Annotated in this window: 19 protein-coding genes; 3 read left to right on the forward strand and 16 right to left on the reverse strand. The window is 62.7% G+C overall.

Going from position 1 to position 16,611, the window contains the following annotated elements; genetic code table 11:
• Positions 1–937: amidase (locus Q8S60_RS07625; protein ID WP_305668468.1), on the forward strand; the 937-nt coding region annotated here is incomplete at its 5' end.
• A gap of 28 nt (positions 938–965) precedes the next feature.
• A complete protein-coding gene (gene trmFO / locus Q8S60_RS07630) occupies positions 966–2,378 on the forward strand; it encodes a methylenetetrahydrofolate--tRNA-(uracil(54)-C(5))-methyltransferase (FADH(2)-oxidizing) TrmFO (protein WP_305277850.1) in 1,413 nt (470 codons plus the stop codon).
• Here trmFO and Q8S60_RS07635 read toward each other — a convergent pair whose 3' ends face one another.
• The 6 genes from Q8S60_RS07635 to yajC form a co-directional block, all read right to left on the reverse strand.
• Entirely contained in the window at positions 2,379–3,224 is an 846-nt protein-coding gene (locus tag Q8S60_RS07635) for a phytoene/squalene synthase family protein (protein WP_305277853.1), read from the reverse strand. It abuts the gene before it with no gap.
• Between the two features lie 67 nt (positions 3,225–3,291).
• Complete coding sequence (locus Q8S60_RS07640) at positions 3,292–3,906, reverse strand: urate hydroxylase PuuD (protein WP_305277855.1); 615 nt, start codon at positions 3,904–3,906, stop codon at positions 3,292–3,294.
• Positions 3,907–4,077: 171 nt separating this feature from the next.
• Entirely contained in the window at positions 4,078–4,452 is a 375-nt protein-coding gene (locus Q8S60_RS07645; protein WP_305277857.1) for an Mth938-like domain-containing protein, read from the reverse strand.
• Between the two features lie 3 nt (positions 4,453–4,455).
• Complete coding sequence (secF, locus tag Q8S60_RS07650) at positions 4,456–5,406, reverse strand: protein translocase subunit SecF (protein WP_305277859.1); 951 nt, start codon at positions 5,404–5,406, stop codon at positions 4,456–4,458.
• Between the two features lie 22 nt (positions 5,407–5,428).
• The gene (gene secD / locus Q8S60_RS07655; protein ID WP_305277861.1) at positions 5,429–7,036 is read right to left on the reverse strand and encodes a protein translocase subunit SecD; all 1,608 of its coding nucleotides are present in this window, start codon (positions 7,034–7,036) and stop codon (positions 5,429–5,431) included.
• Positions 7,037–7,075: 39 nt separating this feature from the next.
• The gene (yajC, locus tag Q8S60_RS07660; protein ID WP_305278283.1) at positions 7,076–7,390 is read right to left on the reverse strand and encodes a preprotein translocase subunit YajC; all 315 of its coding nucleotides are present in this window, start codon (positions 7,388–7,390) and stop codon (positions 7,076–7,078) included.
• Between the two features lie 224 nt (positions 7,391–7,614).
• Here yajC and Q8S60_RS07665 point away from each other — a divergent pair, with 224 nt between their 5' ends.
• On the forward strand, positions 7,615–8,475 hold the full coding sequence (locus Q8S60_RS07665) for an ATP-binding protein (protein ID WP_305277863.1): 861 nt from the start codon (positions 7,615–7,617) through the stop codon (positions 8,473–8,475).
• Positions 8,476–8,487: 12 nt separating this feature from the next.
• Here Q8S60_RS07665 and Q8S60_RS07670 read toward each other — a convergent pair whose 3' ends face one another.
• From Q8S60_RS07670 to Q8S60_RS07715, 10 genes are all read right to left on the reverse strand, one after another.
• A complete protein-coding gene (locus Q8S60_RS07670; protein WP_305277865.1) occupies positions 8,488–9,486 on the reverse strand; it encodes a M23 family metallopeptidase in 999 nt (332 codons plus the stop codon).
• A 19-nt stretch (positions 9,487–9,505) separates the two neighbouring features.
• Positions 9,506–10,174: a protein-L-isoaspartate(D-aspartate) O-methyltransferase gene (locus tag Q8S60_RS07675; RefSeq protein ID WP_305277867.1), complete on the reverse strand. Its 669-nt coding sequence runs from the start codon at positions 10,172–10,174 to the stop codon at positions 9,506–9,508.
• 8 nt (positions 10,175–10,182) lie between these two features.
• Entirely contained in the window at positions 10,183–11,001 is an 819-nt protein-coding gene (gene surE / locus Q8S60_RS07680) for a 5'/3'-nucleotidase SurE (RefSeq protein WP_305278284.1), read from the reverse strand.
• A 16-nt stretch (positions 11,002–11,017) separates the two neighbouring features.
• Positions 11,018–12,325 (reverse strand): serine--tRNA ligase, encoded by a 1,308-nt coding sequence (gene serS / locus Q8S60_RS07685; RefSeq protein ID WP_305277869.1) that lies wholly within the window; start codon positions 12,323–12,325, stop codon positions 11,018–11,020.
• A gap of 134 nt (positions 12,326–12,459) precedes the next feature.
• Positions 12,460–13,290, reverse strand: a complete 831-nt coding sequence (tatC, locus tag Q8S60_RS07690; protein ID WP_305277871.1) for a twin-arginine translocase subunit TatC — start codon at positions 13,288–13,290, stop codon at positions 12,460–12,462.
• Positions 13,287–13,760 (reverse strand): Sec-independent protein translocase protein TatB, encoded by a 474-nt coding sequence (gene tatB, locus Q8S60_RS07695; protein WP_305277873.1) that lies wholly within the window; start codon positions 13,758–13,760, stop codon positions 13,287–13,289. Before tatB ends, tatC begins: the two co-directional genes overlap by 4 nt.
• Before the next feature lie 67 nt (positions 13,761–13,827).
• Positions 13,828–14,058: a twin-arginine translocase TatA/TatE family subunit gene (locus Q8S60_RS07700; protein WP_305277876.1), complete on the reverse strand. Its 231-nt coding sequence runs from the start codon at positions 14,056–14,058 to the stop codon at positions 13,828–13,830.
• A 207-nt stretch (positions 14,059–14,265) separates the two neighbouring features.
• Positions 14,266–15,048 (reverse strand): SMC-Scp complex subunit ScpB, encoded by a 783-nt coding sequence (scpB, locus tag Q8S60_RS07705; protein WP_370867292.1) that lies wholly within the window; start codon positions 15,046–15,048, stop codon positions 14,266–14,268.
• A complete protein-coding gene (locus Q8S60_RS07710; RefSeq protein ID WP_305277878.1) occupies positions 15,045–15,944 on the reverse strand; it encodes a ScpA family protein in 900 nt (299 codons plus the stop codon). Before Q8S60_RS07710 ends, scpB begins: the two co-directional genes overlap by 4 nt.
• A 142-nt stretch (positions 15,945–16,086) precedes the next feature.
• Positions 16,087–16,611 (reverse strand): glycoside hydrolase family 3 N-terminal domain-containing protein (locus Q8S60_RS07715; protein WP_305668469.1); only part of this gene is annotated, 525 nt, incomplete at its 5' end.

Consider the following 16,611-nt stretch of genomic DNA (forward strand, 5'->3'; position numbering starts at 1 on the left):
GCCGCTCGCGCACGCATCGGACGGGCTCGGCTCGATCCGCATTCCGGCTGCCTGTTGCGGCCTTGTCGGCATGAAGGTGACGCGCGACCGCAACCCGCAAGGACCGGACGATTACGACCGCGCCATCGGCTTCAGCGTCGACCATGTGGTGAGCCGTACCGTGCGCGACAGCGCCGCGATGCTGGACGCGACCGGCTATCCCGAACGCGCCTCGCCCTATGCGCCGCCGCCGAAAGAGCGGCCCTATATGGAAGAGATCACCAAGAGCCCCGGCAAGCTGAAGATCGCCTGGTCGAGCGAGACGCCGGGCGGCAAGCCCATCCATCCCGAAATTCAGGCCGCGCTGGAGAAGACGGTCGATGTGCTCGCGAAGCTCGGCCACACCGTGATGCCGCGCGGCCTCGGAATCGACTACCGTCAGCTTTACCGCGCGCAAGGCGCCGTTTCGGGCTCGAACTTCGCGGCGGGCATGCTGCGGCGGATCGAGACGATGGGCCGCGAGCCGGAACAGGACGAGCTGGAGCCGCTGACCTGGGCGGGCTTCAAGAACGGCAGCAAGCTCACCGGCGCCCAGGCCATGTGGGGCTGGCAGCAACTTCGCCTGATGAACCGGCAGGTGCTGTCGGTGTTCGAGGAGGTGGACATCTATCTTTGCCCCGTGCTCGGCCAGTTGCAGCCGGAAATCGGCTTTCTCGGGCCGGACCAGGAGGCACGCGAGCTCAACAAGCGGCAGGGCCAGGTCTTCCCCTTCACTCCGCCCTTCAACTTCACCGGACAGCCCTCGCTCTCGCTGCCACTCTGGCAGTCCGAGAATGGTCTTCCCATCGGCATGATGTTCACCGGGCGCTATGCCGACGAGGCGACGCTGTTCCGGCTGGCGGCGCAGCTTGAGAAGGAACTGCCCTGGAGCGGGCGGAAGCCGAAGGTGTGGAACTAGACGGGAGGGAGTGCTATCTCCTCGCTCCATGAGCAAGGACATCAAACCCGTACACGTAATCGGCGCCGGCATGGCCGGCTCCGAGGCCGCATGGCAGCTCGCGCAAGCGGGCGTGCCCGTGGTGCTGCACGAGATGCGGCCCGTGGTGAAGACGGACGCACACCACACAGACGGCTTCGCCGAACTCGTCTGCTCGAACTCGTTCCGCTCCGACGATCATGAACTGAACGCCGTCGGTCTGCTGCATGAGGAAATGCGGCGCGCGAGCTCGCTGTTGATGGAAGCCGCCGCCGTTGCGCGCGTGCCGGCGGGCGGCGCGCTCGCCGTCGACCGCGACAATTTCTCGAACTACGTGACGGAGAAGCTGACGGCCCATCCGCTGGTGACGGTGGAGCGCGGCGAGATCGACGGACTGCCGCCCGCGGATTGGGACAATGCGATCATCGCGACGGGGCCCCTCACCTCCGACGCGCTGGGCAAGGCCATCGGCGAGCTGACCGGCGCGGACGAACTCGCCTTTTTCGACGCCATCGCCCCTATCGTCTATCGCGACAGCATCGACATGTCGGTGTGCTGGTTCCAGTCGCGTTACGACAAGGAGAGCGCGGGCAGCGCGGCGGGCGCAGGCGGCGCCGGCAAGGATTACATCAACTGCCCGATGACGCGCGAGCAATACGAAGCCTTCATCGACGCACTGCTGACGGGCGACAAGACCGAATTCAAGGAATGGGAAAAGGACACGCCTTATTTCGATGGCTGCCTGCCCATCGAGGTGATGGCGGAGCGCGGGCCCGAGACCTTGCGCTTCGGTCCGATGAAGCCGGTGGGTCTCACCAACCCACGCGCACCGGACGTGAAGCCCTACGCAATCGTCCAGCTCCGGCAGGACAATGCGCTCGGCACGCTCTACAACATGGTCGGTTTCCAGACCAAGCTGAAGCATGGCGAACAGACCCGAGTCTTCCGCACCATTCCGGGTCTTGAAAAAGCGGAGTTCGCGCGGCTCGGCGGGCTGCATCGCAACACCTTCATCAACAGTCCGAAACTGCTCGATCCCGTGATGCGGCTGGCGAAGGAACCGCGCCTGCGTTTCGCCGGACAGATCACCGGCGTCGAAGGCTATGTCGAAAGCGGCGCCATGGGGCTTCTTGCCGGGCGTTTCGCGGCGGCTGAACGGCTTGGCCGCGCGCCGCAGGTCCCGCCGCGCACGACTGCGCTGGGTGCCCTCCTCGCCCACATCACCGGCGATGCCGACGCGACGACCTTCCAGCCGATGAATGTGAATTTCGGGCTCTTCCCACCGCCCGAAGTGCCGCTCGACGGAAACGGCAAGCGCCCGCGCGGCAAGGCGAAAGCCCCCGCCCGCAAACGCGCCTATACGTCGCGCGCATTGGCGGATATCGACGGCTGGCTGCATCCCAGAGCGGAGGCGGCGGAATGATCAGATTTTCTTGCGGAGATTGCGGCCGAGAAGCTTGAGCTGCCGAAGAAAGGCGGGAACATCCGTCCGCTCACGGAACGGATCGAAGCCGGGCGCCGTCATCATGTCGAGATAGCGGTCGCAGAGCGACGCCGGCATAAGCGCAGGGAGAAGCTGCGGATCGAAATCCGCCATGCGCGCCGCCGAGAGATGGCTGAGCGCATGATCCGCGACATCGCGGATGACGGCGCGAAGGCCTTCCGTCATTTCGCCGGCCAAAATCGTATGCGGATCGACATTGCGCCGGAGCAGCACATCGGCGGGCATCGTCAGCCTCCCCTGTGAGGCATGAACAGGAAGCGCCCGGAGAAGCCCGGTCAACGCATAGGCGATACCGGCATGGCGGATGGCATCCGCCGCCGCCCCCGCCTTTTCCTCACCGCCGAGCGCGCGCGCCGCTATTCCCATGACGGCAGCGGAGGTTTTAGTCGCATAGTCGTCGAGCGCGGCCATGTCCTCGAACACATCCTCCGACAGGTCGCGCTCCCGGGCATCGATCAGGGGCTGCAATTGCCGGATGTCCAGACCGGATTCGGAAAGAGCGACGGCCGCCGCGTGCCCCCTCGTCTCGCCGTTCGCCAGGCCTTCGAGCGTTTCCCGCCACCATTGCAGCCGGATATGGCCCATCATCGGCTCGGTGACGGTTTCCGCGATGCGGGCGATTTCCAGATTGAAGGCGTAGAGCGCGATGAGCGAAAGCCGCTGTGGCATCGGCGCAAAGAGCAGCGTCAGAAAGCGGTCGTGGTCGTGCAGACGGACCTCGTTGAGGCTTGCCGTCATGCTCGTACTCATCGCTTTCTGCGCCATGATCCCTTACCTAAAGCAAACGGGGCCGCCTTCAAGGCGGCCCCGCTCCGTTCCGCAGCAGCGGAAATCAGTAGATGTTCTGAGCCGAAACCATCGCAAAGAGCATCGGAACCGACAGCATGGTATTCGTGCGCGAGAAGAGCATCGCGGTCCGCGCGGCGGCGGGCTTCGATTCCGCCGGCGCATCGACGATGCCAAGCGCGATCTTCTGGTTCGGCCAGATCACGAACCAGACGTTGAACCACATGATGGTGCCGAGCCACATGCCGATACCGATGGCGATGTTCTTCGGAACGACGAACCCTTCGATGGCGCCGAGTGTATAGGCCTCCACGAAATAGCCGTTCATCAGTGCCAGAATGATGCCGGTCACGATGGTCGCCATCGCGCCCCAGCGGAACCAGAACAATGCGGCCGGCGCGATCACCTTGCCGATCGCAGGCTTCTGCTCGTCCGGGATCTTCGGCATGTTCGGAATCTGCACGAAGTTGAAATACCAGAGCAGGCCGATCCACATCACGCCGCTGATGACATGCAGCCACCGGAAAATGAATGCCCAGAAGCCGTGACCGAGGGCGGACCCGTCCCAGTCGCTCCAGTTGAGATACATGAGCAATAGAACCGCCGCGAGTACGAAACCGGCAATAACCGTGTTCCGCAGTGAAGTCAGAATTGCCGCCATGGTGTTTCCCCTTCTCAGTGCCAGACGCCGCGTCCGCGGCCGATAGGGATGCCGAGAGGCCCCCGATGCCGCATCTGAACGCGGCCCGTCATCGTGCGACTCAATGTCGCCATGCTGCGGAGAAAGCTAGGAGTTTCTTGGGAAAAAGCCAAGCCTGACAACCGGCCAAGGTCAGATGACGGCGATCAACGCCGCGGCAACGCGGCGATTTTCCGACATCATCAGATTGTAGGTCCGGCAGGCCGGCCCCGTTGTCATCACGTCGGGAAAGACGTCTTCCGAGGTGAGTCGCCGATACACATCTTCCGGCAGCGAAGCCGCGGTCTCGCCAGAACCGACAATGAGAAAATCGAATGTCCCGACGGCTTCCATGACGGGCGCCAGCGAATCCATCGTGACATCGGAAAGGGACCTCATGTCCCATGGATAGACACCGAGAGGTGTCACGATAAGCGAGCCCTCGAAACGCTGTCCCGCAAGACGGAAGCCGCCATCGCCATAGGCCTCAAGCGCGGGCTGCCCGTCGAAACGCGGCTTCATCGCCATCGTTCACGCCTTTTCGGGCGACTTCTCCTTCACGGCACGGCCGAGACCACCGGTCGATGCGTCGCGCGTGACGCCAACGGCCAGCAGCACCGGCGCCGCGATGAAGATCGAGGAATAGGTGCCGATGAAGATGCCGAAAATCATCGCGAATGTGAAATCTCGCAACACTTCGCCGCCGAAGATAAAGAGGGCGAGAAGCGCCAGCAGCGTGGTGCCCGATGTCATGACCGTGCGCGACAGCGTCTGGTTGACCGAAAGGTCGATCAGATCGCCCAAATCCATCTTCTTGTACTTGCGCAGGTTTTCGCGCACGCGGTCGAACACGATGACCGTGTCGTTCATGGAATAGCCGACGATGGTGAGGATGGCCGCGATCGATGTCAGGTTGAATTCGAGCTGCAGGATACAGAACAGCCCCATCGTCGCCATGACGTCGTGAACCAGCGCGACAACGGAGCCGAGGCTGAACTGCCATTCGAAGCGGAACCAGATATAGATCAGCATCAGCGCGACGGAGATAACGACGGCAAGGACGCCGTCTTCGACAAGCTCGGCACTGACCTGCGGTCCAACCACTTCGACGCGACGATATTCCACCGTGTCGCCAAGTTTGGCCCTGATCTTGTTGACGACCTGCTGGGAGGCGTCTTCCGCGTCGTCCTTCGGCGACTGGACGCGGATCAGCACGTCGTCGGCCTGGCCGAATTCCTGGATCTGCACCTCGCCGAGACCGAGGCCGCCGATATCCGTTCGAAGCTGCGAAATGTCAGCCGGACCGTCCGTCGAGATTTCGATGACGATGCCGCCTTCGAAGTCGATGCCGAAATTGAGCCCGCGCGTGAAAAGAAGCGCCGCCGAAACGATCATCACGACCAGCGACAGGCCCACGGCCACGTAGCGCCACCTGACGAAGGGTATCTTCGTGTCGTCGGGGATGAGTTTGAGATGTCTCATGATTTCAATTCCATCCCGCCGATCACAGATAGAGCGTCTTGGGACGCCGGCGGCGCAGCCACACCGACACCATGAGGCGGTTCACGGTGAATGCCGTGAAGACCGACGTAATGATGCCGATAGCGAGCGTGACGGCGAAGCCGCGAACCGGACCGGATCCCATCTGGAAGAGGATCGCGGCGGAAATGAGCGTGGTGATGTTCGCGTCGAGAATGGACGAAAGGGCGCGGTTGTAGCCCGCTTCGATGGCCTGTATCGGCCCCTTGCCTGCCGCGACTTCTTCCCTGATGCGCTCATAGATGAGCACGTTCGCATCGACCGCCATGCCAATGGTGAGCACGATACCCGCAATACCGGGAAGCGTGAGCGTTGCCTGCAGCACCGAGAGTACGGCAAAGATCATCGCCACGTTGAGGAAGAGCGCGATATTGGCGAGTACACCGAAAAAGCCGTAACTCGCGATCATGAAGACGATGACGGCCACGGACCCGATGATCGCCGCGATTTCGCCTGCGCGAATGGAGTCGGCACCGAGACCCGGCCCGACGGTACGCTCCTCGAGCACGTTAAGCGGCGCGGGCAATGCACCCGCGCGGAGCAGGATCGCGAGATCGTTCGCCGCCTGGACGGTGAAGCTTCCGCTGATCTGGCCGGAGCCGCCCATGATGGGTTCGTTGATCCGGGGAGCGCTGATGACCTTGTCGTCGAGGACGATGGCGAAGGGCCGGCCGACATTGTTGCGCGTCACTTCGCCGAACTGGCGCGCACCCGCGGAATCGAAACGGAAATTGACCACCGGTTCGCCGTTGCGCTGATCGAAGCCCGGTTGCGCATCAATGAGACGGTCGCCGCCGACCATGATCCGGCGCTCGACCAATACCGGCGTGCGCGGCTCGTCGGAGGTGTAGAGGATTTCGGTACCCGCAGGCACGGTGCGGCTTGCGAGCGCCTGCTGACCCGACATGGCATTGCTGACCAGCCGGAAATTCATCTTCGCGGTCTGGCCGAGCAGTTCCTTCAGGCGCTGCGGATCGTCGAGACCCGGCACCTGCACGAGGATGCGGTCCACGCCCTGCTGCTGGATGACCGGTTCCGTGGTACCCAGCTCGTCGATACGACGGCGTACGATTTCGATCGACTGCTGCACCGCCGACTGGGTGCGCGCGATCTTTTCGGCCTCGGTCAAGGTCACCGTGATCTGGCGCTCGCGGGTAACGACGGCAAGGTCCCTCTCCGGCAATGTCGAGAAGCTGTTGCCGGAAACGATCGTGGAAAGTCCCTGAATTGCCTTTTCCGCCGTATTGACATCTTCTGGTTTGGTAATGCGAACGGTGACGCCTTCGCCCTGCAGCCCAAGCCCCGTATAGGCGATGCGCTCGTTGCGCAGCGCGTTCCGGACATCGTTTATGAGGCCCTGCTGCCGATCGCGCACGATCGAATTGGTATCGACCGCGAGCAGCAGATAGGAACCGCCGCGCAAATCGAGACCGAGATTGATCTGCTGATGTGGCAGCCAATCCGGCACGCCCTGCAGCGACGACTTCGAAATGAAATTCGGCGCCGAATAGGCGAGGCCGGCAAAGCAGAGCACCAGGATCAGAACGATCTTCCAGCGATCGAAATGCAGCATATTGGTTTGCTCCCCTCCCGGGCGGCGCAGGCGATGGGCTTAAGAAGGGGTGTTCGTATTGGCCGGAACGGGTTCCGACTTCGAACGCACATCGGTGAGCGTGCTCTTGACCACGCGAACGCGGACATTATCGGCGATTTCGACCATGACTTCCGCGTCATCGACCTTAGTGATCTTGCCGACAAGCCCTCCCGCCGTCACCACCACATCGCCGCGGCGGACATTCGTCACCATCTCGCGGTGCATCTTCACGCGGCGCTGCTGCGGGCGCAGGACCAGGAAGTACATGATCGCAAAGAGCGCAATGAACGGAAAAAGCTGAATCATGAATTCCGAAGCGCCGCCACCACCCATCGATGTCTCCTGTTCTGCCGTCTGCGATGCGGCAGCCACGAAAACGGCTGCCGTGCATTGATTTGCGCGGACTATACCGACAGGCAGGGCTTTTGCAAACCAGCACCCATCCGTTGCACAAGGACCGCTAAGTTTTGGGATATACAGGCATTTCCGGGCAAGGTCCGAGGTGCTAGGGTCGCCGCCCCGAGGGTTCCTTCGCCATCTCCGACGAGCCATCTTCCATGACCGATAAAACCGGTGCCGCCCCCTTCCTGAAGCGTATCGCCGAAGCTCTGGAGCGCCTGTCACCGCCCCCCGCCGCAAGTGCCGGTCTCGACAAGGCGGACGCCTTCGTGTGGAACGCAGAAGGTGGCCGCCTCGACCCGGTGCCCGAGGTGGCGCGCGTCGACCTCAAGCTCATCAAGGGTGTCGACCGGGTGCGCGACATCCTGCTCGACAACACGCACCGTTTCGCACGGGGCCTGCCCGCAAATAACGCCCTTCTTTGGGGCGCGCGCGGCATGGGCAAAAGTTCGCTGGTGAAGGCGGCCCACGCGGCCATCAATACGGAAACGCCGGGCAGCCTCATCCTGATCGAAATCCACCGTGAAGACATCGAAAGCCTGCCGCGGCTGATGACCCAGCTGCGCGGGCAGGACCGGCGCGCGGTGATCTTCTGCGACGACCTTTCCTTCGATCACGACGACACGAGCTACAAATCGTTGAAAGCGGTGCTTGAGGGCGGCATCGAGGGCCGGCCGCGCAACGTCATTTTCTATGCGACCTCGAACCGCCGCCACCTGATGCCGCGCGACATGGTGGAAAACGAACGCTCGACGGCGATCAATCCGTCCGAGGCAGTCGAGGAAAAGGTTTCCCTCTCCGACCGGTTCGGCCTCTGGCTCGGCTTCCACAATTGCAGCCAGGCCGAATATCTCGACATGATCGACGGCTATGCGAAGCACTACGAATTGAAGATCGGTACGGAGGCCCTGCATGCAGAGGCGATCGAATGGGCAGCAACGCGCGGTGCGCGTTCCGGCCGCGTCGCATGGCAGTTCATCCAGGATATCGCCGGGCGGCTCGGCCAGACGCTCGATTGAGGCGCTGCTCGACTAGCGGCCTATCACCGTCAACGGATCGAGCGCCTTCGATCCTTTTCGCACCTCGAAATGGACCTGCGGCGTGACCACGCTGCCGCTGTTGCCGGCGAGCGAAATCGTCTGCCCGCGCAGCACCTTGTCGCCGCGCTGCACCAGCAGCTTGCTGTTATGCGCATAAGCCGTGATCCAGTCGTTCTCGTGCCGCACCAGCAGGAGATTGCCGTAGCCCTTGAGCTCGTTGCCGGCATAGGCGACCACGCCGCTTTGCGATGCCTTGACCGGAGCGCCCATCTCAGCGGCGATGTTGACGCCGTCGTTATGAAGTCCGTTCGCCTTCGGCCCGAAACTCGAGAGAATTTTACCCTGAACCGGCCATTCGAAGCTCCCGGTGGCGGCGGGCGGTTGCGGCAGCGGCGACTTCGGCACAGTAACCGTGGTGGTGGTCGCGGCGGGCGCCGCCGGCTGAGCGGCCGCCGTTCCCGGCCGGGCAAGCGGCACGCCGGTCCCCGGAGCCGACGCCGTCTGCGTGGTGCCGCGTGACGGCACCTGCAATTTCTCGCCGACCTTGATCGTATAAGGCGGCTGAATGCGGTTGAGGCTCATCAGGGACGTCGTATCGACGCTGTAAAGGCGGGAGATGCTGTAGACCGTTTCCCCCTTTTGCACGACGTGGAAGCGGCCGGCCGGAATGGTCAGCCTCTGGCCGACGCGAATGTCGTACGGTGGGCGGAGATTGTTTGCGTCGATGACAGAACGCAACGGGACGTCATGCGCACGGGAGATGCTGTAGACCGTGTCGCCGCGCTTCACGACATAGGCGCCGCCCGGCGAGACCCGCTCGATGGGCCTGGGGGTTGCACTGGAAGTGCCGCGCGCACCGGAACCATCCTCCCACCATGGACGCTCACGGCTGCCGCACGCGGCGACGAGAAACGCGAGCGCCAGAACGCCCGTCCATCTCGCCGTTCTCCGCATCTGATCGCGCCGCCCCATCGCCTCGCCTGCCTTCATGTCGGTCCGATTTCGCCGCTCAGGACTCCTTGGCAACACCTTCCACTAGCGGTACGAACCGCACCGGCAGGAGCTCCTCACGCTTCACACCATCCCCCGTCCGCTCGATCCGGACAAGTTTCTGTTCTCCACGAGCACCGGAAACAGCCACCGGAACAATCATCAAGCCACCTTCCTTCAACTGATCGACGAGCTTTTGCGGCACGGAAGGCGCTGCGGCAGTGACAATGATTCGGTCGAAAGGTGCCTGCTCCGGCCAACCCTGCCCCCCGTCGCCGACTTTCGCCGTCACATTGTGGATATGCAGCTCCTCAAGTCTTTTGACGGCGTCCTTGAGAAGCGTCCGGTAGCGTTCGATCGTATAGACCCGGCGGCAGAGGCGGGAGAGAACGGCGGCCTGATAGCCGGACCCCGTGCCGACCTCGAGCACCTTCATGCGCTCACCGACATGAAGCTGCTCGGTCATATAGGCGACGATGTAGGGCTGGCTGATCGTCTGGCCGCACTCGATGGGCAGCGCGTGGTCCTCGTAAGCCTGCTTGCGGAACGTCGCGCTGATGAACTTTTCGCGCGGCACGCGCTCCAGCGCAGATAGAACGCGCTTGTCACGGATACCCTGCCGCCGCAGGCCCATGATGAGTTCGATCTTTTCCTGCTCGGCTTCGTCCATGGACGTTTCTTCGTTCATGGGAACAACTATTTCGGCTTACGCGGCTTGCTGCGCGGGCGCCGCTTCGGCTTGGGCTGCGGGAGCCCGCCGAGCGCATCGTTGAGCGCCTTCGCGGTCTTCTGGTGCGTGAGATCCATATGGAGCGGCGTGATTGAGATACGCGACTCGTAGATAGCCCGCAGATCCGTCCCCTGGGGCGGATTGCTGAGAATGCGCTCGAAGCCGAGCCAGTAATAGGGATTGTTACGCGCGTCGATGCGCTCTTCCACACGCACCAGCGACTGGTCGCGCTTGCCCTGCCGCGTCACCTCGATACCGGTGACGGAAGCGGGCACGACATCCGGGAAATTGATATTGATGAGAATTTCTTCCGGCCAGCCGGCCGCGATGAGTTTCTTCAGGATATCGGGCGCGAAATGCTCCGCCGTGGACCATTTGACGTTGGCGCCGCCGCTGAAGCCGAAGGCCTGGCTGAGCGCGATGGATGGTATGCCCAGCTGCGTTCCCTCCATCGCCGCCGCGATCGTGCCCGAATAGGTGACATCATCCGCGATGTTCTGGCCGCGATTGATGCCCGAGAGAACGAGGTCGGGTTCCGCTTCCTTCATGACGTGGCGCACGGCCATCAGCACACAGTCCGACGGTGTGCCGCGCACGGCATATTTCCGGGACGTGAGCTTGCGGATGCGGAGCGGATTGGCAAGCGACAGCGAATGCGCCGAACCGCTCTGCTCTTCTTCAGGCGCGACCACCCAGACATCGCGCGAGAGCTTGTGCGCGATCTTTTCCAGAACCTTGAGGCCCGGCGCATGGATGCCGTCGTCGTTGGTGACGAGGATACGCAGCGATTTGGTGTCGGTTTTAGCCATGAAGCGCAATGACCTCCTGCCCGCCCATATAGGGCTGGAGCACCGAAGGAACAGCGATGGAGCCATCGGCCTGTTGATAATTCTCCATCACCGCAACAAGCGTGCGTCCGACCGCGAGGCCAGAGCCGTTCAGCGTGTGAACAAAGCGTGTATTCTTCTCGCCCTTGGGCCGGTAGCGGGCATTCATCCGCCGCGCCTGAAAATCGCCGCAGACCGAACAGGATGAAATCTCGCGGAAGGCATTTTGTCCCGGCAGCCAGACCTCGATGTCGTAGGTCTTGCGAGAGGCAAACCCCATGTCGCCGGTCGAAAGTGTCATGACGCGGTAATGCAGGTCGAGGCGCTTCAGCACCTCCTCGGCGCAGGAAAGCATCCGCTCGTGTTCCTCGATGGACTTCTCCGGCGTCGTGACCGAGACAAGTTCGACCTTGGAGAACTGATGCTGGCGGATCATGCCGCGCGTATCGCGGCCGGCGGACCCGGCCTCGGCGCGGAAACAGGCCGTGTAGGCGGTAAAGCGCTTCGGCAGCTCCTCTTCGGAGAGAATGCTCTCGCGCACGAGATTGGTCAGCGGCACCTCAGCTGTCGGGATCAGCCAATATTTCTCCTGATCGTCGCGAGCCAGGCCTTTGAATGTTGCAAACTGGTCGTCCTCGAACTTCGGCAGCTGCGCCGTGCCGAACATCGCATCGTCGCGCACCATCAGCGGCGGCGCCACCTCTACATAGCCGAACTCGGTCGTGTGGAGATCGACCATGAAATTGCCGATGGCTCGTTCGAGCCGCGCAAGTTGTCCCTTGAGCACGGTGAAACGCGCGCCGGATATTTTCGCAGCCGCCTCGAAATCCATCAGGCCGAGCGCCTCACCCAGGTCGAAATGCTCTTTTGGTGCGAAGTTCATCTCCCGCGCCTTGCCGTGGCTGTGGCGCACGACATTTGCGCTCTCGTCCGGACCGACGGGAACGTCTTCGAGGGGAATGTTGGGAATGGAGGCGAGCGCAGTCTCAAGCTCGGCATTGACCGCGCGCTCTTCCTCCTCACCCAACTGGATGCGGCCTTTTAGAGACGAGACCTCATCCATCAGCTTCTGGGCGAGCGCCTCATCCTTCTTCGCCTTTGCCTGACCGATCGATTTGGAGGCGTCGTTGCGCTGCTGCTGCATTTCCTGCAGCGACGTGATGATTTTGCGGCGGCGCTCATCGATCTCGATAAGGCGCGCAGCCTGCGGCGCGAGCCCGCGTTTCGCAAGCCCGGCATCGAATGCCCCGGCGTCGTCGCGAATGGCCTTGATGTCGAACATGACACCCCAGAGGTGGTGAGATTTTCCGGAACTACGGCGACAAAAACGGCCGAATCAGCCATCCGGCCACCCGGCCCGCTTTCGGGGCTCTGTATACGCGGAAGGGCCCCAAGCGTCCAGACGAGGGACCAGGATCAGACTTCGCCGGCCTCCGCTGTCTCGTCGACGGCAGCCCGCTTTTTCTCCGTCCAGGCGACGCTGAAAATGGAAAGCTCGTACAGAAGCAGCGTCGGAATCCCGAGGGCGACCTGGCTGAAGAAATCCGGCGGGGTCAGGAAGGCGGCGACCGCGAAAATGATGACAATCGCATAGCGCCGGCCGCGCCTGAGCTGCGCCGCATTCACAATACCGGCGCGGGCCAGAAGCGTGAGGATGACCGGCAACTGAAAGCAGATGCCGAAGGCGAGGATGAAGGCCGTAACGAGGTTCAGATATTCGCTGACGCGCGGCAGAAGCTCGATGGTCGCGCGTCCATCCTCGCCGGTCTGCTGCATGCTCATGAAAAAATTGAGCGTGATCGGCAGCGCCCCGAAATAGACGAGGCTCGCCCCGAGCAGAAAAAGGACGGGCGTGGCAATGAGGTATGGAATGAACGCGCCGCGCTCGTGCTTGTAGAGGCCGGGCGCGACGAACATGTAAATCTGGGCCGCGATAACCGGAAACGCGAGGAAAATCGCGCCGAACATCGAGAGCTTGAGCTGGGTGATGAAGAATTCCTGGGGTGCTGTGTAGATCATGTGCGCCCCGCCCTCGGATGCCACGATCCGGTTATAGGGCTCGACCAGCACGTTGTAGATGTCCTTCGCAAAGAAGAAGCAGATACCGAAGCCGACCGCGAAGGCGAGCAATATCTTGATGAGACGCGAGCGAAGCTCGATCAGGTGATCGAGCAGCGGCGCGCGCGAAGCCTCGATCTCGTCTTCGGGATTGGAGCCGGGGCTCGGCTCCGCCGACGGCGTGCTCATACTTCATCCCGCTTCGGGGGGGCGGCGGCCTCTCCCGCATTGGCCGGATCGCTGGCGCCATAAGCCTCGACGGCTTCGGCTTCACGGACCGCCTCGGCCATTTCGGGCGAAAGGCCGCTCGTATCGAGCGCCGCTCTTTTTTCTTCTTCGGCCCGGGCCGCAGATGCGGCCGCTGCGGCGGCCCCGGCCCCGCCGCCGCCGATGGCGAGCGGCTTGTTCATTTCCTGCTGGAGCGAGCGCAGGGGCGCGACGGCCTGGTTTCGCAGGCCCGTCACTTCCTTGCGCAGTTCCTCAAGCTCGGTTTCCCGGGCAAGGTCTTCAAACGAGGTCTGGAATTCGCGCGCCATGGCCCGCGCCTTGGCGACGTATTGGCCAATCGTCCGCATCATCCGCGGCAGGTCCTTCGGACCAACGAAGATGATGGCGATCGCTGCAAGGGCGAGCAGCTCTGACCATCCGATGTCGAACATGAGGTATCCCGAAATGCCTCGGCCGCGCCGCGGGCGGAGCGCCCCCGACGCCGGCGTGCCTCAAATACTAGCCGTTGGAGGCCTTGTTCTTCGTCTCCGCGCTTTCCTCGCGCGACACGGTGGCGTCGATGGTTTTCGGATGCGATTGAGCCGCCTGGCTCTCATCCTCGTCCGACAGCCCCTTCTTGAAGCTGCGGATGCCCTTCGCGACATCGCCCATCATGTCCGAAATCTTGCCGCGTCCGAAGAGCAGCACGATCAGCACGATGACAATCAGAATTTGTGTCCAACCCGGCATATCGATCTCCACCCGGCGCAACTTTGCCGCGCCTCGGTCAAAAAGCACTACCTCAAATCAATATGGGCGTTCCGCGCGAAAAATGCGACAGCAATCCCCCAAACTTCACCGCCCCGCCGGACAGAAACCATATGGTTAACAGAACGGCCCAACCATATGGTTTTAAGTGAAATTCGTCTTCTTCTAAGATATTGGACGAAGTGACGATCAATCTTCCTCGACGGCATCCTGCGCGAGATGTTCGTCGATCGCCGCGCCATATTCCTCTTCGTCCGAGAAATCGCCGTCGCCATCTCCGCCCGTCTCGCTCGGATTGGGAATGTCGAAACCGGGCGGCAAGCGGCCATCGAGAAGTCCGGCTGCCTTCAACTCATCGGCACCGGGCAGGTCGCCGACGCTCTCCAGGCCGAAATGGACGAGAAAAGCTTCGGTGGTTCCGTAAGTGACCGGACGCCCCGGCGTGCGCCTGCGGCCGCGAAGCCGTACCCAGCCCGTCTCCATCAGTACGTCGAGCGTGCCCTTCGAGACGGAAACACCCCGAATTTCCTCGATCTCGGCGCGCGTAACCGGCTGGTGATAGGCCACGATGGCGAGCGTTTCCATGCCCGCCCGCGACAGCCGGCGCTGCTCCACGGCCTCCCGCTCCATCAGGAACGAGAGATCGTCGGCGGTACGGAACATCCATTTATTCGCAACACGGACAAGGGTTACACCCCGTCCTTGATAAGCCGTCTGAAGGTCCTCGATCACGGCCCCGACATCCGCGCCCTCAGGCAGGCGGCCGGCAATGCTGTCGATGTCGAGCGGCTCGGCGGCGGCGAAAAGAAGCGCCTCCGTTATCCGCATGAGCTGCGCATGCTCGGTCGCGTTGACCGGAAAGCGAACGACGTTCTCGGATCCCTCGGCCTCGTCGCCTTCGTCCTGCTCTGGCTCGTCTGCTGCCATCTCGATACCGTTTTCCGGTTCCGTCAAACTCGTCTCGTCGTTCATTCTTCAGTCTTCTCAGGCGTCTCGGCCGTACCGAACGGCGGATTGTCGGGTGAACTCTCGCGGCGGCGTACGAACAGCGGCCCGAAGGCGCCGGATTGGCGAATTTCCATGACGCCGTCCTTGGCCAGAACCAGAGCCGCACTTAACGTGCTGGCGATAGCCGAACGGCGAAGCTGCGGGCTCATTTCTTCCATGGGCAGATAGACGTCGATCCGGCCCCAGTCGAACATCATGCCCATCATGCGTTCAAGGCGGTGGCGGGCAGCCTCGATCGCCATGATCGGAAGTCGCTTCGGCTCCCATTTCGTCTCGTGGCCCTTCAGGCGCTGGTCCGAATAAGCCTTGAGAAGCTCGAAGAGCGTTCCCGAATACTCGCTGGTTTTGACAAGGCGAATGCCTTCCGGGCGGCCACGCGGAAAAACGTGCATCCCCATCCGGCATTGGCGCGCGAAAATTTCCTGCGACACCTTGCGCATCGCCTCCAGACGCTGCAGCTGGAAGGCAAGCCGCGCCGCCATCTCTGCGCCCGACGGGCCCTCTTCTTCTTCCGGCGGCGGCAGCAGAAGCTTCGATTTCAGGAAGGCCAGCCACGACGCCATGACGAGATAGTCGGCGGCAAGATCGAGCTCCATCCGCCGTGCCTGCGTGATGAAGTGGAGATACTGCTCGGCAAGCTTCAGGATCGAGATCCTGGTGAGATCGACCTTCTGGTTTCGCGCAAGCGCCAGCAACACGTCGAGCGGCCCCTCGAAACCATCGAGGTCCACGATCAGCGTGTTCTCGTCCCCTTCGGGAAGCGCGCGTGGGGGCCCTTCTTCGAAGGACGCAGCCGTGTCGCCGGCAGCCCCGTGGGGTTGCGCGCCGTCTGCGTCACCTGAAGTAGGCGCCTCGGTCATGACAGCCTGTTGCATTCGATCCGAAATATTGAGTGTCCCGCATCCTCGTCCGGTTTCCCCGCCGGAATAAGGAGATAGGCCTTTATACCCCGCACCCCCCGGCGCGGGTACCCCGTTTCTCAGCTTATCCCCAGCGATCTCATCAGGCCGTCGCGAGCCATTCACTGAACTTCACATAAGCCGAATCGGTATCGACCGGCGCGGAAGGCTCCGTCAGCCGAGCGAGAGCCGCCTTGGAGCGGGCAAGCGGCTTTCCCGACAGGACGGGGACCTCGGCGGCGACCTCTTCCATCTCCGCCATCCGGCCGTTGCAGTGAAGGGCGAGATCGCAGCCGGCGGCGAGGCTTGCACTCGCCCGCTCGCCGAGCGTGCCGTTGAGCGCCTGCATCGAAAGGTCGTCCGACATGAGAAGGCCGTCGAAGCCGATGGTACCCCTGACGATGTCGCGGATGATGGCGGCGGAGGTCGTCGCCGGATTGCCGGGATCGAGCGCCGTGTAGACGACATGCGCCGTCATGCCGAGCGGCATCTGCCGGAGTGCGCGGAATGGTGCGAAGTCGATCCGCTCCAGGTCGGCCCTCGGCGTGTCGACCACCGGCAAACTCTTGTGACTGTCGACGCCGGCGCGACCATGGCCCGGCATGTGTTTCACGACCGGCAGCACGCC

It is taken from the genome of Parvibaculum sp. (assembly GCF_030694575.1).
Taxonomy (GTDB): Bacteria; Pseudomonadota; Alphaproteobacteria; order Parvibaculales; family Parvibaculaceae; genus Parvibaculum.

Excerpts from the sequence above, each read along its gene's own strand:
- trmFO (WP_305277850.1), top strand. The coding sequence starts at position 966 with ATGAGCAAGGACATCAAACCCGTACACGTAATCGGCGCCGGCATGGCC.
- Q8S60_RS07635 (WP_305277853.1), bottom strand. The coding sequence starts at position 3,224 with ATGGCGCAGAAAGCGATGAGTACGAGCATGACGGCAAGCCTCAACGAG.
- Q8S60_RS07640 (WP_305277855.1), bottom strand. The coding sequence starts at position 3,906 with ATGGCGGCAATTCTGACTTCACTGCGGAACACGGTTATTGCCGGTTTC.
- Q8S60_RS07645 (WP_305277857.1), bottom strand. The coding sequence starts at position 4,452 with ATGGCGATGAAGCCGCGTTTCGACGGGCAGCCCGCGCTTGAGGCCTAT.
- secF (WP_305277859.1), bottom strand. The coding sequence starts at position 5,406 with ATGAGACATCTCAAACTCATCCCCGACGACACGAAGATACCCTTCGTC.
- secD (WP_305277861.1), bottom strand. The coding sequence starts at position 7,036 with ATGCTGCATTTCGATCGCTGGAAGATCGTTCTGATCCTGGTGCTCTGC.
- yajC (WP_305278283.1), bottom strand. The coding sequence starts at position 7,390 with ATGGGTGGTGGCGGCGCTTCGGAATTCATGATTCAGCTTTTTCCGTTC.
- Q8S60_RS07665 (WP_305277863.1), top strand. The coding sequence starts at position 7,615 with ATGACCGATAAAACCGGTGCCGCCCCCTTCCTGAAGCGTATCGCCGAA.
- Q8S60_RS07670 (WP_305277865.1), bottom strand. The coding sequence starts at position 9,486 with ATGAAGGCAGGCGAGGCGATGGGGCGGCGCGATCAGATGCGGAGAACG.
- Q8S60_RS07675 (WP_305277867.1), bottom strand. The coding sequence starts at position 10,174 with ATGAACGAAGAAACGTCCATGGACGAAGCCGAGCAGGAAAAGATCGAA.
- serS (WP_305277869.1), bottom strand. The coding sequence starts at position 12,325 with ATGTTCGACATCAAGGCCATTCGCGACGACGCCGGGGCATTCGATGCC.
- tatC (WP_305277871.1), bottom strand. The coding sequence starts at position 13,290 with ATGAGCACGCCGTCGGCGGAGCCGAGCCCCGGCTCCAATCCCGAAGAC.
- tatB (WP_305277873.1), bottom strand. The coding sequence starts at position 13,760 with ATGTTCGACATCGGATGGTCAGAGCTGCTCGCCCTTGCAGCGATCGCC.
- Q8S60_RS07700 (WP_305277876.1), bottom strand. The coding sequence starts at position 14,058 with ATGCCGGGTTGGACACAAATTCTGATTGTCATCGTGCTGATCGTGCTG.
- scpB (WP_370867292.1), bottom strand. The coding sequence starts at position 15,048 with ATGAACGACGAGACGAGTTTGACGGAACCGGAAAACGGTATCGAGATG.
- Q8S60_RS07710 (WP_305277878.1), bottom strand. The coding sequence starts at position 15,944 with ATGACCGAGGCGCCTACTTCAGGTGACGCAGACGGCGCGCAACCCCAC.